This window comes from Ideonella sp. (assembly GCF_041287625.1).
GTDB lineage: Bacteria > Pseudomonadota > Gammaproteobacteria > Burkholderiales > Burkholderiaceae_C > Ideonella.
Genome location: NZ_JBGGNH010000058.1, coordinates 39697 through 58262, shown reverse-complemented (window position 1 = coordinate 58262; position 18566 = coordinate 39697). Strand labels below are relative to the sequence as shown.

The window sequence follows — 18566 nt, the reverse complement described above, 5'->3', positions numbered from 1 at the left end:
CACACGCCCGGAGGAATGCCATGAACCCCATCGACAGCATCAAGGCCCTGACCATCGACTACCTGGTCAACACCGCACAGATCCCGCGCGAGGAGCTGGCCAACGGCGCGGTCAAGCTGTCCGCGCTGAACATCGACTCGCTGTCGCTGGTCGAGATGCTGTGGATGGTGGAGGAGCAATACGGCGTGACCATCGGCCGCACCGAGGCGCTGCGCAACATGACGCTGGACGACATGGTCGCCGAGCTGGCCGAGCAGCACCGCCAGCGCGGCCAGGCCGGACTGGACCCGCTGCCGCTGGCATCGTGATGCGGCGCGCGGTGGCCATCACCGGGCTGGGCGCGGTCACCCCGCTGGGGCTGGACTTTGCCAGCAGCATGGCCGCGCTGCTGGCCGGGCAGAGCGGCGTGCGCGCCGCGCCGGCGCCCATCCTGGCGGCGGCGCCCACGGCGATTGCCGCCTCGGTGCCCGAAGGCTTTGCCGCGCACATCGCACCGGCCGAGGCGGGCTACGACCGCGTCACGCTGCTGGGCCTGGCCGCTGCCCGCGAGGCGGTGGCAGACGCCGGGCTGGCGCCCGATGAAGCACAGCGCGAGCACATCGGCGTGTTCACCGGCATGGGCATGGGCGGCCTGCTGACGCTGGAGACCACGATGCGCGACGTCGAGGCCAAGAAGGCGCAACGCGGCCCGAACGGGCCCATCCTGGTCCACCCGTTCACGGTGCCGCGCATGATGCCCAACGCGCTGTGCGCCTGGCTGGCCATCGAGCTCGGCCTGCACGGGCCCACGCAGAGCTACAGCGTGGCCTGCGCCTCTTCGGCGGTGGCGCTGGGCGAGGCGATGCGCTGCATTGCGCACGGTTATGCCGACGCCATCGTCGTCATCGGCGCCGAAGCCTTGCTGTCGCCCGGCTCCTACGCCGCCTGGCAGGCGCTGCGCGTGCTGGCCACGCCAGATGCTGAGGACCCGGCGCGCAGCCACAAGGCCTTCGACCTGAAGCGCTCGGGCTTTGTGCTCGGCGAGGGCAGCGCCGCGCTGGTGCTGGAAGCCGAGGACTTCGCGCGCCGCCGCGGCGCCCGCATGCACGCGCTGCTGGCGGGCTACGGCAACAGCACCGACGCGCAGCACATCACCAAGCCCTCGCGGCCCGGCCAGGCCGCAGCCATGCGCGCCGCGCTGCGCGATGCCGGGCTGCCTGCCGATGCAGTCGGCTACGTCAATGCCCACGGCACGGCCACGCCGCTGGGCGACCTGGTCGAGTCGCAGGCGATCCACGACGCTTTTGGCGCGCACGCCAACCACCTGGCCGTCAGCGCCACCAAGTCCATGCACGGCCACCTGATCGGTGCCGGCGGTGCGCTGGAGTTCGCGATCAGCGTGCATGCGCTGGCCAGCGGCTCGATCCCGCCGACCGCCAACCTCAGCGAGCAGGACCCGGCCTGCGCACTCGACGTGGTGCCCAACATCGCGCGCCACGGCCAGCGGCTGGATGCGGTGATGTCCAACTCGTTCGCGTTTGGCGGCAGCAACGTGTCCTTGATCGCCACGCGGGCGCCAGCATGAGCGCGCTGTTGGCGCCGGCGGCGGCACCCTTGCCACTGTTGGAATTGGACCGCAGCGCGATCGAGCAGCTGATCCCGCACCGCGGCGACGCGCTGTTCGCGCACAGCGCCGAAGTGCTGGGCGAGGGCCGCTTTGCCGGCAGCGCCTGCTGGTCCGCCGAGCTGGCGGCGATGCAGGGCCATTTCCCGGGCCGGCCCATCGTGCCGGCGGTGCACCTGGTCGAGGCCGCGGCGCAGATTGCCGGCGCCGCGCTGCGCGCCAGCGAGCCGCAGGTCCAGGCCGCAGGTGGCGGCCAGCTGGGCGTGCTGGCGATGATCCAGCGCTGCAAGTTCCTGCGCCCGGTGCGGCCGGGCCAGCAGGTGCGCTTCACGCTGGCGGTGGACCGCGCCGCGGCTGGTTTTGTCTCGGTCAGCGGCCAGGCCGCGGTCGACGGGCAGCGGGTGGCCGAGCTGTCGTTTGTGCTAGGCCTGGCCGGTCCGGCCGAGCTGGGTTTGTCATGACCCTGGCGCTTCGGATTGCCAGCTTGCGCAAGGTCTACGACAGTGGCTTTGTCGCGCTGCAGGACCTGAGCCTCAGCGTGCCGCGCGGCGAGGTGTTTGCGCTGCTGGGCCCCAATGGCGCCGGCAAGAGCACGCTGATCAACATCGCCTGCGGCATCGTGCGCGCCAGTGGCGGCACGGTGCAGGTCGAGGGATTCGACACGGTGCGCGAAGCCCGCCAGGCGCGGGCCCGCATCGGCCTGGTGCCGCAGGAGCTGCCCAGCGATGCCTTCACCACGGTGCAGGCCGGCGTGGCCTACAGCCGAGGGCTGTTCGGCCATGCGCCGAACCCGGCCCGCATCGAGGCGGTGCTGCGCAGCCTGTCGCTTTGGGACCAGCGGCGCAGCCCGATGAAGGCGCTCTCGGGCGGCATGAAGCGCCGGGTGCTGATCGCCAAGGCCCTCGCCCACGAGCCCACGCTGCTGTTCCTGGACGAGCCCACCGCGGGCGTGGACGTGGCCTTGCGGCGCGACATGTGGGCCACCATCCGCCAGCTGCGCGAACAGGGCGTGACCATCATCCTGACCACCCATTACCTCGAAGAAGCCCAGGCGCTGGCCGACCGCATTGGCGTGCTGCGGCGCGGCGAGCTGGTGCTGGTCAGGCCGACAGCCGAGGTGATGCAGGAGCTTGGCGGCAAACGCCTGACGCTGCAGCTGCAGCAGCCGCTGGTCGAACTGCCGGCGGGCCTGGCCGACCTGGCGCTGCAATGCTCGGCCGACGCGATGCAGCTGAGCTGCGACTGCACGCCGCGCGAAGGCTGGCCCGGCATCGGCCCGCTGCTGCAGCGGCTGGCCGCGCACGGCATCGCGGTGCAGGACCTGCAGACGGCGCAGCGCTCGCTGGAAGACATCGTGATCGACCTGGTCGAGGAGACCGGGGCATGAATCGTCATGCCGTGAGGGCCATGTACTTTCATGAACTGCGGCGCATGCGGCGCACGCTGACGCAGAGCCTGATCGCGCCGGTGGTCACCACCACGCTGTACTTCATCGTCTTCGGCGCCATCGTCGGCGCGCGGGTGCCCACGGTGGCCGGCGTGAGCTACGGCGCCTTCATCGTGCCGGGGCTGCTGATGATGGCGCTGATGTCGCAAAGCCTGTCGCACGGCTCGTTCAGCATCTTCTTCCCGCGCTTCACCGGCACGGTCTACGAGCTGCTGTCGGCGCCGGTGTCGCCCTACGAGATCCTGCTGGGTTTTGTCGGTGCGGCGGCAACCAAGGCGGTGCTGGTCGGCGGCGTGATCCTGCTGACCGCGCGCTGCTTCGTGCCGCTGCAGATCCAGCACCCGGTGTGGATGCTGGTCTTCAGCCTGCTGGCGGTCCTCGCCTTCGGGCTGGTGGGCTTCCTGATCGGGCTGTGGGCCGACAGTTTCGAGAAGCTGCAGATGGCACCGCAACTGGTGCTGACGCCGCTGACCTTCCTGGGCGGCAGCTTCTACGCGCTGGAGATGCTGCCGCCGGCCTGGCAGCAGCTCGCGCTGTTCAACCCGCTGGTCTACCTGATCAGCGGGCTGCGCTGGAGCTTCTATGGCCAGGGCGATGTGCACCTGTGGACCAGCCTGGCGGTGGCGCTGGGCTGCGTGGCAGCAGCCACTGCCACCGTCGCCTGGACCTTCCACACCGGCTACAAGCTCAAGGCCTGAGCCTCCCCGACCCATGCCAGCCTTGTCTGCCCTGCGCTACACCCAGCCCTTCACCGTTGCGGTGGCACCGTGGGGGCCGGCGCGGCTGCTGACGGTCGAAGTCTCGGCCGGCCCGGAAGACGAAGCACCCGCGCTGCGCGTGCGCTGCCTGGCCGACGGTGAGTCGCGCGAGCTGATGGCCTTGCCGACCATCCGCCCGCTGTGGCTGCGCTGCGGCCAGCAACGCTTTGCGGTCGTCAGCGCCAGCGAGGTGCAGCTGTTCGACGCCCACGGGCCGGTGGCGCGGCTGCCGCTGGGCGGCGTTTCGGCCGCCGAGTTTGCGGACGACGACGCGTTGTGGCTGCTGCAAGGCCAGCGGCTGTACCGCGCTGCGGCCGACACGCCGGGCCAGCCGCTGGCGGTGGCCTCGGGGGTCGCGGCCTTCACGCTGGGCGCCGAAGGTGCGGCCTGGATCGAGCGCGACGAAGCCGGGCTGGCCGACCTGGTGCGCTTTGACGGGCGGAACCAGCAGCGCCTGCCGCTGGGCAGCGTGCCGGGCCAGCGCCTGTCGCTGTGCCTGTCTGCCGGGCTGGCCTGGGTGATGGCCCAGCCGGCCTTTCACACCGGCCGCCAGGGCGCGGTGATCCATCGCCATGCGCTGGCCGACCCTCGCGCGCTGACCCCCCTCGCGTTGCCGGCGCTGCGCCACGCCGGGCTGCGCAAGCTGCCGCTGGTCGGCTGGGGCGAAGCGGGCGTGCTGACGCTGGCCGAACCGGGCGACGAGATGGCGGTCTGCCTGCTGCCGGCCGATGGCGGCCCGCTGCAAAGGCTCACGCCCGCAGGCGACGAGGTGCTGGACTTCGACGCCGATGCAGCGCACGACACGCTGGCCTGCCTGAGCCAGGCCACGGCCGCGCCGGGCCAGGCGCGCAGGCTGAAACTCTGGCGCGGGCTGCTCGCCGGTGCGCCGCGGCTGTCGCAGCACGACGGCGTGGCGCCGGCCTTTGGCCTGCAGGGCGGCAACCTGGGCTTTGTGCAGGCGACTGGCGCCGGTTTCCAGGCCTGCGTGGACGGCCAGGACCATGCGCAGGCGCAGGTGCAGGTGCTGGACCGCTGGGCCCGGCATGCGCTGCCGGCGCTGCCGGTCTGGTCGGCAGCGCCCCAGGGCGGCTGGCGCTGCCGCGGCCAGGCCACGCCGGGCCGGCCCTTGGTAGTCGTGCTGCCGGGGCTGCACAAGATCGTCACGCCCGAGCTGCAGACCAATTTCCTGCAGGACTTCCTGACCCGCAGCGTGGCCGACCTGGCGCAGCAGCAGGGCTTCGACGTGGGGCTGCTGCAGGTGCCCGGCAGCGCCGGTGCCGGCAAGGCCTACCGCGAGGCCGCGGGGCTGGACGACCTGGCCGCGCTGGCCTCCCAAACGGCTGCCGCGCTGGAAGCCCTGGCCGATGCGGCGGGCGGCCCGCTGGGCGTCGTCTCGGCCAGCCTGGGCACGCTGGGCCTGTTGCAGGCACTGGGCTGCACCGAGGCGGTGGCCGCCTGCGCGCTGGTGGCGCCGGTCTACACACCGGCTGTGCTGGACGGCGCGCCGGCGCACCAGGCGGACTTCCCGACCCATTGGCCCACGGGCCGCTGCGAGCTGCTGCTGCTGCACGGCGAGCGCGACGAGGTCACCCCGCATGCCCACTCGGCCGCCTTCGTGCGCGGCCCGGCCGAGGCCAGGCGCCGGCTGTTCACGCTGCCCGGCGAAGGCCACATCTTTGCCCACCCGGCCGCCTGGCAACGCGCGGCGGCCGAGCTGTGTTCCTTCTTCACGGCCACGCTGCAAGCCCGGCAAACCACCTGATGCGCAACGACACGATCACCACCTTCGGCGTCTCGGAAATCCAGCGCCGCTTTCTCGCGGCCGAGGCCAGGCATGCGCAGCTCGCGCCGCACCTGCAGCGCTCGGTCTGCCTGCTGCCGGCCGGCGTGGACCTGGGCCGGCTGCGCCAGGTGTTCGCGCAGGTGAGCCAGTTGCAGGACGCTTTTCGCACCTCGTTCGAGCGCGGTCCTGACCTGTTCACCTTCTTCCAGCATGTGCAGCCCGAAGGCGGCCTGCAGCTGGACGAGCAGGCCTTCGACGGCAACGCCGACGACCTGGTGCAGGCGCTGAACCATGGGCCCTTGTTCGACCAGCTTCACCCCGGCATCGACCCCTTCGGCCGGCCGCCGCTGGCCCGCGGCAGCCTGCTGCACACGCAGGACGGCGTGACCGCGCTGGCGCTGTCGGTGCACCACGCGATCTTCGACGGCTGGTCGGCCGTGGTGCTGTTCGGCCAGCTGATCGAGCTGTTCGAGGCCGAGGACGCCGCCGCCTGCATGGCCGGCATCCAGGCCCGCTTCGACCCGTACCCGGCCTTCGTCGAACACGAGCGGCAGACGCTGCAAGGCGAGCGGCTGGTCGCGCTGCAGGGCTTCTGGCGCGATTACCTGGCCGACCCGCCAGGCGTGGCGGCTGCCGATGCCGCCGCTGCGGCGCTGTCCCTCGGCCAGGAGGGCGAGGTGCGGCACACCGAGATTGCGCTGCCGGCGGACATGGTGCAGCGACTGGACGCGCTGGCCGGCGCGCACCGGCTGACGACCCATGTGCTGCTGCTGGCCTGCATGCAATGGGCGATGGCGGCGGGCAACGGTGTGCTGGACGTGCTGACCTCCACGCCCACGCGCAACCGACCGACGCGTTTTGCCGAGACCGTTGGCTGCTTCGTGAACCCGGTCATCGTGCGCCAGCGCATGGACCCGCAGCGCTCGCTGCTGGACAACCTGGCTGCCCTGCGCGGGGCGGCCACCGCCGCCTACCGGCACGGCGCCTTCCCTGCGGCACGCGTGGTGCGCGAGCTGTTCCCCGAGCTGCTGCGCCAGCGCATTCCGCTGGCCAGCAGCTGGTTCGCGATCCAGGTCGGCACCGCGACACAGGAGGTGCAGCAGCGCCACCAGTTCCGCCTGCTGAACCTCGCGGCCGGCCGCGCGATGGGCGCCGGCCACGCGCTGGAGCTGCGGCCGGTGGACGGCGTGCTGCGCGGCCCTTTCCTGACCCGCCGCCACTTCGATCCTGACCACCTCGCCCCGCGCCGCTTCCTCGACCTGGTCCACGCGCTGCTGAGCGACCCGCAGCAAACCCTGGCCCAGGCCTGGCGCCGTCCACTGTCGAACTGAAAACCCATGGACTCACTGAAGCAGACCGCCGAGCGCCTGCTGGCGCAATCCGACCTGGTGGCCCGCCTGCAGCCGCTGGGCGAGCCTTATGTGCACGGCAGCTTCGACCTGGACCTGATGGTCTGGCCGGAAATCGACGTCTTCCTCGCGGTGGACCCGCCCAGCGTGGCCATGGCGTGCGCGGTGACGCAAACGCTGTCCGAGGCGCTGGCGCTGCGCGACATCCACATCATCAACCAGGTCGACCACGCGCCCCGCTTCGCGCTGAAGGACATGGTGCTGCTGGACCTCAGCACCGAGTTCGAAGGCGTGGAGTGGAAGCTGGACATCGGCATCATCCCGACGGCCATGCTGCCCAGCGTGCGCAAGTACAACGCCACGCTCAAGCCGCTGCTGGCGCCGGCCACGGCGCAGGCCATCGTCGACATCAAGCGGCAGAGCCTGGCTTCGCCGCGCTACCGCCGGCACAACTGGAAGTACATCGAGGCTGGCGACTGGTTCTTCTCCGGCGACATCTACCGCGCCGTGGCCTTCAACCAGGTGACCAGCTTCGACGAGTTCGCCAGCTTCCTGAAGCGCACCAAGGGATTGGACCCGCTGCCGGCGTGAGCCGGGACGCTGCGGGCTCAGGGAATGTCAGAGCGGCGCCTCGGGCGTGCCGACCGGCGCGGCCTGGGCCTGGCGCACCACGTCGGGCTGCAAATGCGGTGCGAAGGTCTGGATGAAGTCGTAGGCGTAGCTGCGCAGCAGGCCGCCGCGCCGCACCGCCACGCTGGTGGTGTTGATCGAGAACAGGCTGCGCGCCTCGATGGCCCGCAGTTGCGTGTCGCGCGCTTCGTCGTAGGCGATGGAGGCCATGATGCCCACGCCCAGGCCCAGCTCGACGTAGGTCTTGATCACGTCGGCGTCCATCGCGGTGAGCACCACGCGCGGCGCCAGGCCGGCGCGGCTGAACGCATCGTCGATGCTGCCGCGGCCGGTCAGCCCGGTTTCGTAGGTGATGACCGGGTGTTCGGCCAGGCGCTCCAGCGTCAACGGCTGGTCCAGCAGCGCATGGCCCACCGGCACGACGACCGAATGCGTCCAGCGGTAGCAGGGCAGCGCGACCAGCTCCGGGTTGTCGGCCAGCACATGCGAGGCAATGCCGATGTCGGCCTGGCCGGTCAGCAGCATCTGCGCGATCTGGTCCGGCGAGCCCTGGTGCATCTGCAGCTGCACCTTGGGGTGCAGCGAACGGAAGTCATGCACTGCGCCGGGCAGCGCGTAGCGGGCCTGCGAGTGGGTGGCAGCAATGCTCAGCATGCCAACCTCGCCGAGGCGGAAGTCCTCGCCTGCGCGGTGCAGGTTCTCAGCGTCCAGCAGCAGCCGCTCGACCCAGGGCAGCACGCGCTCGCCGGCCGGTGTCAGCCCGGTCAGCCGCTTGCCGGCGCGCACGAAGATCTCCACCCCCAGCTCGTCTTCCAGCTCGCGGATCTGCCGGCTGATGCCGGGCTGCGAAGTGTGCAGTGCCTCGGCCACATCGGTCAGGTTGAAACCCCGGCGCACGGCCTCGCGCACAGAGCGCAATTGCTGAAAGTTCATGATTTTTGTGAGCCGCTGGCGAAACACAGCGGCAGGAACGGGTGATCAGACGTTTTCCGCATTATTGAAAATCCCGCCCCCAAACACCAACAACTCAAAAAGCGATTCCTTCATCGCTGAGCGAATAAGGGCGGCGCGGCTGCCGACTCATCCGGCCTTGTCCCGCAGCCGCACCGGGCCGACGATCGTGTCGCGGCCGGCATGCTTGGCCTGGTAGAGGTACAGGTCCGCGGTACGCAGCAGCTCGCTGGGGTTGACCGGCGGGGTGCCGAAGGCCAGCCCGAGGCTGGCGGTGACGGGCAAGTCGCCGGCAATGTCGGTGAACGAGGTGGCGCGCAGCCGTTCGCGGATCTCGTCGCCGCGCACCATCGCGGCGTCGCAGGGGATGCCGCACCAGGCCAGCAGGAACTCCTCGCCACCGAGCCGCGCCGCAAGCATCGGCGTGCCCGGCCCGCTGTCGGACCGGTTGAACACCTCGTTCAACATCGCACCGAAGCGCTGGAGCACCAGGTCGCCAGCCGCGTGTGAACAGGTGTCGTTGATGCGCTTGAAATGATCCAGGTCGGCGATGGCCAGGCTGAGCGGGGCGTCGGCGTGCTCGGCCAGCCAGCGTTCGGCGTGGCGGCGGTTGGGCAGGCCGGTGAGCGGGTCCGTCATGGCCAGTTGCTCGAAGTGCCTGGACTGCCTGCGCGCCTCGTCGACCGCCACCGCCTGGCTCGATTCGGCCACCGCCCGGTCGCCCTCGATGGACCGGACCTGCTCATACGCCGCCACATGGCGGACCATCCATTGGTAGGCCTCTTCCCAGCGCCGCAGCCCGGCCATCACCCGCGCACGCACGTCCAGGTCGCGCGCATTGGTCCAGGCGGAACTGGCGTCGCGGGCGCGGCGCCGGGGGTGTTCGAGCATCGCCAGGGCGCCGGCCGCGTCGCCGCGCGCCAGCGCCACTTCGGCGCAGCTCAGCCAGGGGTCGCCGTTGACGTCGCAGCAGCCAAGTTGTTCCTCCAGCCGCAGGGACTCCTGGCAGGCGCGCTCGGCGGAGGCAAGCTCCGACAGCGCCAGCCGGGCCCGCGCCACGGACTCCCAGCTGAGCGCGGAGGCGGCCTCCGGGTGGCGCCGCATGATGGCCTCGGCCTCATCGGTGAAATGGCTGGCCATGCCCAGCCCGCCACACTCGGCGCAGACTTCGGCAAAGTTGGCCGCCGTCGCCGCCATCATGGCCGGCAGGCAAGCGGCGCGGACCGCAGCCATGGCCTGGTGCACCAGGGTGTAGTCGGCCCCGGCGCGGCTGGTCGAGAACAGCGCCGCCACCATCAGCGCCTCGGCATGCCAGGCCGACAGGTCTTCGTTCGGCACCCCGCGCATCGAGGCCTCGACCCAGCGCATCGCTTCCGCCCGGTAGCCCAGGCGGTCGCAGGAAGAAGCGAGGTAGGTGGCGGCATGCCCGGCCAGCGCGGGCCATGCCTGTGCGGCTTCATGCAAGGCCAGCTGTTCCACCCGCGCCGCCTCGGCCATGCCCTGGCGGCTGCGAGCGTCACTGGCCAGCAAACGCGCGCGGATCGCCTGCGGCACCAGTCCGAACGCATCGGCCTGCGCCGCGATCTCGTCACAGGCCTGGATGACCCACATCAATGACCGGTAGGCCTCGGCCTCCCAGCGACTGAGTTGCGCGTCCAGCTCGGACACCAGCTCATCGACGTGGGCACTTGTCATTCAGCCAAGGCTAGCACCGATCCCGGGGCCGGCCATCGGCGCAGGTCCGGGGTATGCGTGGCAAGAAATCACACTGCCACCGTGGCGTGACGGAATTGGCGAAGCGCGGCCGGGCCTTGATCCTGCAACGCCATTAGGGGGTTCGCATGCGACATGACCCATGCCTAGACTCGCCACAGCTGTAACAGATGGTTTCACCCGCAGGCCGGCGTGGGATCGCAAAGAGGTTCCCCCGTGGCATTGCAATCGCTTGTTCCCTCTTACGACCCGTCGCTGGTGGCGGCTTCATTCGTGATCTCGGCCGTGGGCGCCTACAGCGCGCTGGCGCCCGCCAGCCTGGTGCGCGGGCAGCGCGGGCTGGTCAGCCGCCTCAATGCCCTGCTGGCCGGCCTGGCGCTGGGCGGCGTGGGGATCTGGTCCATGCACTTCCTGGGCATGCTGGCCTGGAAGACCAGCGTGGCCGTGGGCTACCAGCCCTTGTGGACCTGGCTGTCGCTGGCCGCCGCGGTGCTGGCCTCGGCAGCGGCGCTGGGCTACCTGGCGTCCGGGCCGTTTTCGTATCGCCGGCTGGCGGTGGCCGGACCCTTGACCGGCATGGGTGTTTCGGTGATGCACTTCCTCGGCATGGCCTCGATGCAGTTCGGCGGCTTCCTGCTATGGAACTGGTCCATGGTCGCGCTGGCCGTGGGCATCGCCGTGGTGGCGGCCACCGCAGCGCTGTGGCTGGCGTTCCACGTGCGCAGCGTGGCGCACCGGGTGGCCGCTTCGCTGGTGATGGCGGCCGCGGTCTGCGCCATGCACTACACCGGCATGGCCGCCGCCAACGCCATCTGCGAAACCAGCAACCTGCTGGGCCGCCTGGGCGGGCTGCTCTACAACGACGAGCTGCAATTCCTGGTCATCACCGTCGCCGCCTGCGTCTCCACCATGGTCGCGGCCGACGCCTTCCTGCAACGCACCCAGCGCCAGCAGCAGGCGCTGGAAGATGGGCTGACCCGCCAGGCCTGAGCCTTCTCAGACCGTCCGCTCGCGTCCCTGGTCACGCGCCCCCGCATCACCTCCGGGCGGCTGGTGGTACCAGGCCTCGTGCGGCGAGAACTGTCCGCACTCGAAACACTGCGTCCGCGGCCAGCGCACCGCGCAGCCTGGGCAGACAGCGTTCGTCCAGAAAGTGTTCCACACGGTGCCGCATGACGGCACGCAATGCCAGCGGTCTCCTGGCCCGGGTCACCAAGCGCACTTGGGACAGTGAATCTCTGGCTTGTCGTTCACCTGGCCGCCTTGCGCGTCAACGCTCACATTGCCGGCCATCGTGGTTCCAGCGCCCACCGCTGTCCAGACACTTGTCCTGCAGCAGCGCACGGTGAGCGCTTGGCCACACTGCCAGCACCAGGGCCGCCATCAGCAAGCCGGTGGAAACACGGCGCCACGTCTGCGCCCCCCGAATGATCCGGAACAGGCCCACGCCTGCCGCAGCCGCAGCACCGGCATAGGCCAGCTGGCCTTGCGCCCGCAGCGCCCAGCCATGGGGATAAGCATTGGGCGGACCGCCAGACATCCATGCGGAGAACGCGGCGCCGTTGAGACACCACAACGAAAAGATGGCGGCAGCAGAAAGCACCATCCAGGCAAGCGCCAGACGCATGAGAGAACTGGTTGAAGGAGGTCCTGCCAGTCTATTCCGCGCGACGGGATTGGCCGTCGGTTGGTAACCGCATCAACCCCTGCCCCATGCGGATGGTCTTGCCACTGACTACACCCTCGCAAAGCACAAACCCCGGCGGGGCAAACACGATCACCGTCGAACCGTGCTGGAACCAGCCGAGGTCCTCGCCCTTTTTCACCTCGACCTGGCAGGGCAACTCGTTCGGGCCGCTGTAGCGCTGCGGGTAGCGCGCGGGGATCAGGAGGTCCAGGAAATTCAGCCGCAGGCTGGCAACCAGGATGGCGGCGACGGGGATCAGCGCGACGGGGTGGCCGCTGTGCGTGAGTTTCAAGTGCACCGCCGCGCGTTCGTTCTTGCAGAACAGGCGCTCGACACGCTTGAGCGCGATCGGGTTGACGTTCCAGGTGTCGCCGGCCATGTGGGTGACGTGTTCGATGGTCGCGTCGTGCGGGGCGTGGAAGTGGTGGTACATCGCCGAGGTCAGGCGCAGCGTGACGAAGCAGCCTTCGGCAAACGGCGCGGCGCGGGCGGCGTCGCCGAACAAATCTGCCGCGCTGTACGGGAAGCCCTTGGCCTGCCAGAGCTGGCCTTGATGCACGCGGCCGCAGGCGCCGACGATGGCGTCGCACGGGGAGACGAGCACGGCCGGGTCTTGTTCGACCGGCCGGGCGCCGTCCTTCAGCTCGCGCACGAAGCAGGCGTGCAGGCTGCGGAACTGCTGCGCCTTCGCCTCGCCCAGGTCCAGCTTGGTGAACTGGCGCCAGACGGCAATCGACAGCCGCGCCAGCCACGGCGATTCGATCTGGCTGAACCAGCCCATCAACCAGGTGGCTGCACTGCGCGGGATGCGGTTGGTCAGCAGGAAATTCAGGTCTTCCTGCTGCAGCAGCAGGTCACGCCAGCGGCGAGCTTTCATGGTTGGGCAGGGGCAAGCACAGCCTGCCAGTGTCCCGGGCCCGTGTGACAGCCGCACACATCAGCCCCGGCGGGGCTGGCTTTCACGCTGCTGTCAAAGGCAGCGGTTCAGATCGGGGCTTCGTCCGTCTTTGCCGGTGCCCGCCCATGATCCCCAGCCTGCTCGCCTCCTCTTCCTCCCTGCTGCTGACCAGCGCGCTGGCCGGCGCTGCCGTGCTGGCGCTGGCGCCGCGGGCCTGGCAACGGCTGTCGCTTTCGCGCGCCAAGCACCGCTCGCTGACCGGCCACTCGCGCATGGCCCAGCGCGTGGCGCGGCTGCTGCCGGGCTATGCCTACGACGAGCAGCGCTTCTTTGCCTGCGACGACGCACCGGCCGAGGTGCTGGCCCGCCGCCGCGCCGGTTTCCACGCGCTGGCCGGCCAGCTGGGCGAGCGCCATGCGCGCTCCATCGCCTGGACCGATGCGCTGCGCAGCGGCCTGTCGGACCTGCAGTTCACCGGCGCCTACCGCGTGCCCTTCCCGTTCAGCCCCTACCTGCGCCAGCACCTGAAGCTGGGCAGCGTGGGCACCGGCACGCATGGCGTGTCCCTCACGGACCTGGACGGCCAGACCTACGAGGACCTGACCGGCTCCTATGGGGTGAACCTGTTCGGCCACGACCTCTACAAGCGCACCATCGCCCAGGGCGCGGCCATGGTGGCCGACTTCGGCCCGGTGCTGGGCACGCTGCACCCCTGCGTGGCCGACAACGTGGCGCGGCTGCAGGCCATCTCCGGGCTGGACGAGGTGAGCTTCCACATGTCCGGTACCGAGGCTGTGATGCAGGCGGTGCGGCTGGCCCGGTACCACACCGGCAAGCGCCACCTGGTGCGCTTCTGCGGCGCGTACCACGGCTGGTGGGAAGACGTGCAGCCAGGCCCCGGCAACCCGCTGCCGCCGCGCGAGACCTACACACTGCAGGACATGAGCGAGCGTGCGCTGCAGGTGCTGCGCCAGCGCAAGGATGTGGCTTGCGTGCTGGTCAACCCGCTGCAGGCGCTGCACCCGAACCGCGCTGCGCCGGGCGACTCATCGCTGGTGGACGGCTCACGCAGCGCGCACTACGACCGCGCCGCGTACACCCGCTGGCTGCAGCAGCTGCGCGAGGTCTGCACCGAGCGCGGCATCGTGCTGATCTTCGACGAGGTCTTCGTCGGCTTTCGCCTCGCGCCCGGCGGCGCGCAGCAGTATTTCGGCGTGCAGGCCGACATGGTGACCTACGGCAAGACGCTGGGCGGCGGCCTGCCGGTCGGCGTGGTCTGCGGCAAGCGCGCGCTGATGAAGCGCTTCCGCGAGGACCACCCGGCCGACATCTGCTTCGCCCGCGGCACCTTCAACGCTCACCCGTATGTGATGGGCGCGATGTCCGCGCTGCTGGACCACCTGGCACTGCCCGCCACGCAGGCGTTGTACGAGGACCTGGACGCGAAGCAGGACCGCCGCGCCGCCGCGCTGAACCAGCGCCTGGCCCAGGCCGGCGTGCCGGTGCGCGTGGCCAACCTGTCCACCATCTGGACGGTGAGCTACACCCAGCCCTCGCGCTACCACTGGATGTTCCAGTTCTACCTGCGCGAGCAGGGCCTGCTGCTGAGCTGGGTCGGCACCGGCCGCCTGATCTTCAGCCTGGCCCACACCGACGAAGACTTCGAACGCATCAGCGAACGCTTCGTCGCCGCCGCCCAGGCCATGCAGGCCGACGGCTGGTGGTGGCAGGCCCCGGGCCAGACCAACAAGGGCATCCGGCGCGGGATGTTGAAGGAGATGCTGGGGCGGCTGGTCTGAGTGCCCGGGCCTCCCGCTGGGCGCGCCCACATGCTCGCTTTCCCCGGGGCGAGGCGCGCGCGCCCCCGGCCTTCCACTAGACTGCCAACTTCGGTCCAGGCCAGGCCCAGGGAGGGCAATGCAAGCAACGCCCCAGAGGACGACACGCTGCGCCATGCGGGTCGCCCCCATGCCCCAGGACCCTCGGGCCCGCGTCGGGTGCCGGTGAGGCCTTGAAGCTCGCCAGACTGCTGCCGTCCGCGCCCTATGCCGTGGCCTGGGCCGGCACAGTGGTGATCGTGGCGCTGGCGGCCTACCTGCTGTGGAACGAGCGGGAGGAAAGCCAGCGTAACGCCACGGTGTCGCTGCGCAATGCCGCCGTACTGCTGGCCGTGCGCGTGGAGCACGCCTTTGAAGAAACCGACGCCCTGCTTGAGTCCGTGGGGTTTCGCTATGAGCAGGTCCGCCAGGGCGGAGAACCCGAGATGGCGCGCCTGCTGGCGCAGGTGCGCCATGACGTGGCGGCCCGGCCCCTGATCCGGCGCCTGGGCATCATCGACCGCAACGGCCTGAACTTCTTCAACACAGGTTTCAGCCAACCCGGCGAGCCTCGCCCCGTCACCCTCGACAGGACCTACTTCCAACGCGCGGCGGCGGGCGAGAAGGGCCTGATCTTCGACGGGCCGCTGCAGCCCAAGGTCAGACCGGAGTGGTCAATGATCCTGGCCCGGCGCATCGAGGCCCCGAATGGCGAATTCCTCGGCGTGGTCTTCGCCACGCTGCCGGTCGAAGCGATCGGCAAGCTGCTCCCCAGTGTCGAGCTGGGCCCTTCGGGCATCGTGAACCTGCGGACGCTGGACCTGGCGCAGGTTGCCCGGGTGCCGGCCTTGCCGGGCCCGGACAGCGGCGTTGGCAACCGCAACGTGTCCCAGACCTTGCGCAAGCTGTTGCGCGACCGGCCCGGGCAGCGGCAATACGAGTACCGGACCGTCGCGCCCATCGACGGCGTGGAGCGCCTGTACGTGTACCAGCGCTTCCGCGCGGCCCCGTTCTGGATGACGGTGGGCCGCACGGCCGACCCCGAAGCGTGGCGGCGCTCAGCCGCGCTGCTCACCTTGCTCATCCTGCCTTTGTCCGCGTTCTTCTTCTGGACCGCGCGCAAGACGCTGCGGGCCCGGCAGGCCCTGGAGGCCGGCATTGCAGAACGCACCCGGGAACTGGAACGCAGCACCCGCTTCCTCCGGGGCCTCACCGATGCGCTGCCCAACACCATCGCCTACTGGGACGCGTATCTGCACAACCGCTTCGCCAATGCGGCCCACCTGGACTGGTTCGGCAAGACCCCGCAGGCGCTCGCCGGCCGCCCGCTGGACGACCTGCTCGAGCCGCGCCTGCTGGCCGAGGGACTGCCGCACTACCAGGCGGCACTGGCAGGCCAATCCCGGACCTTCGACCGGCGACTCATGCGGCCGGATGGTCGAGAGGCCACGCTCCAGGTCACGCTCACGCCGTATGTGGTGGACGGCCAGGTGCAGGGCGTGTTTTCGGAAGCGACCGACATCACCGCCCGCAAGCAGGCCGAAGCCAAAGTGAGCCGCCAGGCCGATGAGCTGGAGGACCTCTACAACGAGGCGCCCTGCGGCTACCACTCGCTGGACGCAGGCGGCAAGGTGCTGCGCATCAACGCCACCGAGCTGCGATGGCTGGGCCGGCAGCGCGACGAAGTCGTCGGCCAACCCATCCAGGCCTTCCTCACCCCGGCCTCCGCCGAGACCCTGCGCGAGCATTTTCCGAAGCTACAGGCCACCGGCGAGCTGAAGGAACTCGAGATGGCCTTCGTGCGGCGCGACGGCAGCACCTTTCCCGTGCTGGTGTCGGCCTCGGTGGTGCGCGATGCGCAAGGCCGCTTCCAGGGCATACGGTCGGTCCTGGTGGACTACTCCCGCCTGCGCCGCGAGCAGGAGACGCTGCGCCGCGTGCTGGCCGCCTCACCCATCGCGGTGCGGCTGGCCGCGGCAGCCGACGACCGCATGATGTTCATGAACCAGGCCTACTGCGACCTGGTGCAAAGGCCCGAAAGCGAGGCAGCGGGCGTGGACGTGCTGGCCGACCATGCCGACCCCCAGGTCTTCGCGGACATTCGCGAACGCCTGGGCCGGGGCGAGCCGGTGCTCAACCGGCTGGTGGAGTTGCGGCTGCCGGATCGGCACGAGGATCGACCGGCCTGGGTCATGGTGAGCTGCATGCCGGTGGAATACGGCAACCAGCCCGCGCGGCTGGCCTGGCTCTTCGACGTGACGGTGTTGCAGGAGGCGCGGGCTGCCGCGGAGACCGCCAACCGTGCCAAGAGCACCTTCCTGGCCAACATGAGCCACGAAATCCGCACGCCCATGAACGCCATCATGGGGCTCACGCACCTGCTGCTGCGCGACGAGGCGGCCCCGCTGCAGCGCGATCGCCTCGACAAGGTCCAGGCCGCGTCGCGTCACCTGCTGCAGGTGATCAACGACGTGCTGGACCTCTCGAAGATCGAAGCCGGCCGCATGACCCTCGAGCAGCGCGAGTTCGCACTCGACGAGGTGGTGCAGCGCTCGGTGGAACTGGTCCGCCCGCGGGCCGACGACAAGCGGCTGGAACTGGTCGTGGACACCGACCACCTTCCCGCCCGACTGCTGGGCGACCCGACCCGCCTGGCCCAGATGCTGATCAACCTGCTGGGCAACGCCGTGAAGTTCACCGATGCCGGCTGGGTGCGCCTGCGCTGCTCGCAGCTGGAAGAGGATGCGCAGGCCCTGCTGGTGCGCTTCGAGGTGCAGGACACCGGTCCCGGCATCCCGCAAGCCCAGCACTGGCGCCTGTTCGAGGCCTTCGAGCAGGGCGACACGTCCACCACGCGGCTGCACGGCGGCAGCGGCCTGGGCCTGGCGCTCACCCGCCACTTCGCGCAGCTGATGGGCGGGGAATGGGGCGTCTCCAGCCTCCCCGGCCATGGCAGCACCTTCTGGTTCACCGCCAGGCTGGGCAAGCCCGACGCGGACCAGATCCCCCGGCCCAGGCCCACGATGGCCGGCCTGCAGGCGCTGCTGGTGGACGACCTGCCCGAAGCGCGCGAAGCCATCGCCGAGCAACTGGGCCTGCTGGGCCTGCAGGTGCAGGCCTGCAGCAGCGGCGAGCAGGCGCTGGCGCTGATCGAACAGCACGCCAGCCGTGGCCAGCGCTTCGACCTGATGCTGGTGGACTGGCGCATGACCGGCATCGACGGCGTGGAGACGCTGAACCGGGCCGCGGCGATGCTGGGGGCCGGCATGCCGCCGAGCATCCTCGTCACCGCCCATGACGATCCCGAGATGTGGGCCCGCAGCCGCGCGGCGTCGGTCAACAGCGTGCTGCTGAAGCCGGTCACCCAGTCGTCGCTGCAGGACGCGCTGGCGGCCGTCCTGCAACGCCGGGGTTTCATCACCGCCCCCACCTCCGCCAGCGCCGTCGCGGCGGAGGCGCGGGTGGCCGGGCGGCATGCCGGTCTGGAGGTCCTGCTGGCCGAGGACAATGAAGTCAACCGGGAAGTTGCCGTGGCGCTGCTGCAGGCCGCAGGCCTGTCCGTGGACTGCGCGCATGACGGCCGTGCCGCAGTGGCGATGGCGCAGCAGAAGGCCTATGCGCTGATCCTGATGGACATGCAGATGCCCGGCATGGACGGCTTGCAGGCGACGCGCCAAATTCGCGCCATGGGCCAAACCAGCATCCCCATCGTCGCGATGACAGCAAACGCTTTCAGCGAAGACCGTGCGGCCTGCCTGCAGGCCGGGATGAACGATCACCTGCCCAAGCCGGTCGACCCGGGCAGCCTCTATGCCACTTTGCTGCGCTGGCTGGCGCCGGGCGCATCGGCCAACAGCGCCCACCCCTGAAGGCCCAGCCGCCGCGACACAGGAAGCCAACCTAACCCAGCGGCGCCCCAGGATCCGGCTC

General features: G+C 70.3%; 15 protein-coding genes. 11 read left to right on the top strand and 4 right to left on the bottom strand.

What is annotated here, in order from left to right; genetic code table 11:
* The first annotated feature begins 20 nt into the window (after positions 1–20).
* From ACAH41_RS21440 to ACAH41_RS21405, 8 genes are read left to right on the top strand one after another with little or no spacing between them, the layout of a single operon-like run.
* Entirely contained in the window at positions 21–308 is a 288-nt protein-coding gene (locus tag ACAH41_RS21440) for an acyl carrier protein (protein WP_325653892.1), read from the top strand.
* Entirely contained in the window at positions 308–1564 is a 1257-nt protein-coding gene (locus ACAH41_RS21435; protein ID WP_325653894.1) for a beta-ketoacyl-[acyl-carrier-protein] synthase family protein, read from the top strand. Before ACAH41_RS21440 ends, ACAH41_RS21435 begins: the two co-directional genes overlap by 1 nt.
* Positions 1561–2064, top strand: coding sequence for a 3-hydroxyacyl-ACP dehydratase (locus ACAH41_RS21430; protein WP_325653896.1), 504 nt, complete (start codon positions 1561–1563; stop codon positions 2062–2064). Before ACAH41_RS21435 ends, ACAH41_RS21430 begins: the two co-directional genes overlap by 4 nt.
* Complete coding sequence (locus tag ACAH41_RS21425; RefSeq protein ID WP_325653899.1) at positions 2061–2990, top strand: ABC transporter ATP-binding protein; 930 nt, start codon at positions 2061–2063, stop codon at positions 2988–2990. Before ACAH41_RS21430 ends, ACAH41_RS21425 begins: the two co-directional genes overlap by 4 nt.
* Positions 2987–3748, top strand: a complete 762-nt coding sequence (locus tag ACAH41_RS21420; RefSeq protein WP_325653901.1) for an ABC transporter permease — start codon at positions 2987–2989, stop codon at positions 3746–3748. Before ACAH41_RS21425 ends, ACAH41_RS21420 begins: the two co-directional genes overlap by 4 nt.
* 13 nt (positions 3749–3761) lie before the next feature.
* The gene (locus ACAH41_RS21415) at positions 3762–5570 is read left to right on the top strand and encodes a hypothetical protein (RefSeq protein WP_325653903.1); all 1809 of its coding nucleotides are present in this window, start codon (positions 3762–3764) and stop codon (positions 5568–5570) included.
* The gene (locus ACAH41_RS21410; protein ID WP_325653905.1) at positions 5570–6922 is read left to right on the top strand and encodes a condensation domain-containing protein; all 1353 of its coding nucleotides are present in this window, start codon (positions 5570–5572) and stop codon (positions 6920–6922) included. Before ACAH41_RS21415 ends, ACAH41_RS21410 begins: the two co-directional genes overlap by 1 nt.
* Positions 6923–6928: 6 nt before the next feature.
* Complete coding sequence (locus tag ACAH41_RS21405; protein WP_325653907.1) at positions 6929–7531, top strand: hypothetical protein; 603 nt, start codon at positions 6929–6931, stop codon at positions 7529–7531.
* A gap of 27 nt (positions 7532–7558) precedes the next feature.
* Here ACAH41_RS21405 and ACAH41_RS21400 read toward each other — a convergent pair whose 3' ends face one another.
* Positions 7559–8503 carry a CysB family HTH-type transcriptional regulator gene (locus ACAH41_RS21400; RefSeq protein WP_141288225.1) on the bottom strand — a complete coding sequence of 315 codons (945 nt, stop codon included), beginning with the start codon at positions 8501–8503 and terminating at the stop codon, positions 7559–7561.
* A 147-nt stretch (positions 8504–8650) separates the two neighbouring features.
* Positions 8651–10216 (bottom strand): GGDEF domain-containing protein, encoded by a 1566-nt coding sequence (locus tag ACAH41_RS21395; RefSeq protein ID WP_325653911.1) that lies wholly within the window; start codon positions 10214–10216, stop codon positions 8651–8653.
* Positions 10217–10450: 234 nt separating this feature from the next.
* On the opposite strand from ACAH41_RS21395, the gene ACAH41_RS21390 reads away from it, so the two are divergent.
* Positions 10451–11224 carry an MHYT domain-containing protein gene (locus ACAH41_RS21390; RefSeq protein ID WP_325653913.1) on the top strand — a complete coding sequence of 258 codons (774 nt, stop codon included), beginning with the start codon at positions 10451–10453 and terminating at the stop codon, positions 11222–11224.
* A gap of 280 nt (positions 11225–11504) precedes the next feature.
* Here the strand turns inward: ACAH41_RS21390 and ACAH41_RS21385 are convergent, their stop codons facing one another.
* Positions 11505–11861 (bottom strand): hypothetical protein, encoded by a 357-nt coding sequence (locus tag ACAH41_RS21385; RefSeq protein WP_325653915.1) that lies wholly within the window; start codon positions 11859–11861, stop codon positions 11505–11507.
* Positions 11862–11892: 31 nt separating this feature from the next.
* Positions 11893–12798 carry an archaetidylserine decarboxylase gene (gene asd, locus ACAH41_RS21380; RefSeq protein WP_325653917.1) on the bottom strand — a complete coding sequence of 302 codons (906 nt, stop codon included), beginning with the start codon at positions 12796–12798 and terminating at the stop codon, positions 11893–11895.
* Between the two features lie 146 nt (positions 12799–12944).
* Between asd and ACAH41_RS21375 the strand changes: the two genes are divergently transcribed.
* Together ACAH41_RS21375 and ACAH41_RS21370 are read left to right on the top strand one after the other, a co-directional pair.
* Positions 12945–14618 (top strand): aminotransferase class III-fold pyridoxal phosphate-dependent enzyme, encoded by a 1674-nt coding sequence (locus ACAH41_RS21375; RefSeq protein ID WP_325653919.1) that lies wholly within the window; start codon positions 12945–12947, stop codon positions 14616–14618.
* A 212-nt stretch (positions 14619–14830) separates the two neighbouring features.
* The gene (locus ACAH41_RS21370) at positions 14831–18505 is read left to right on the top strand and encodes a response regulator (RefSeq protein ID WP_325653921.1); all 3675 of its coding nucleotides are present in this window, start codon (positions 14831–14833) and stop codon (positions 18503–18505) included.
* The last annotated feature ends 61 nt before the right edge of the window (positions 18506–18566 follow it).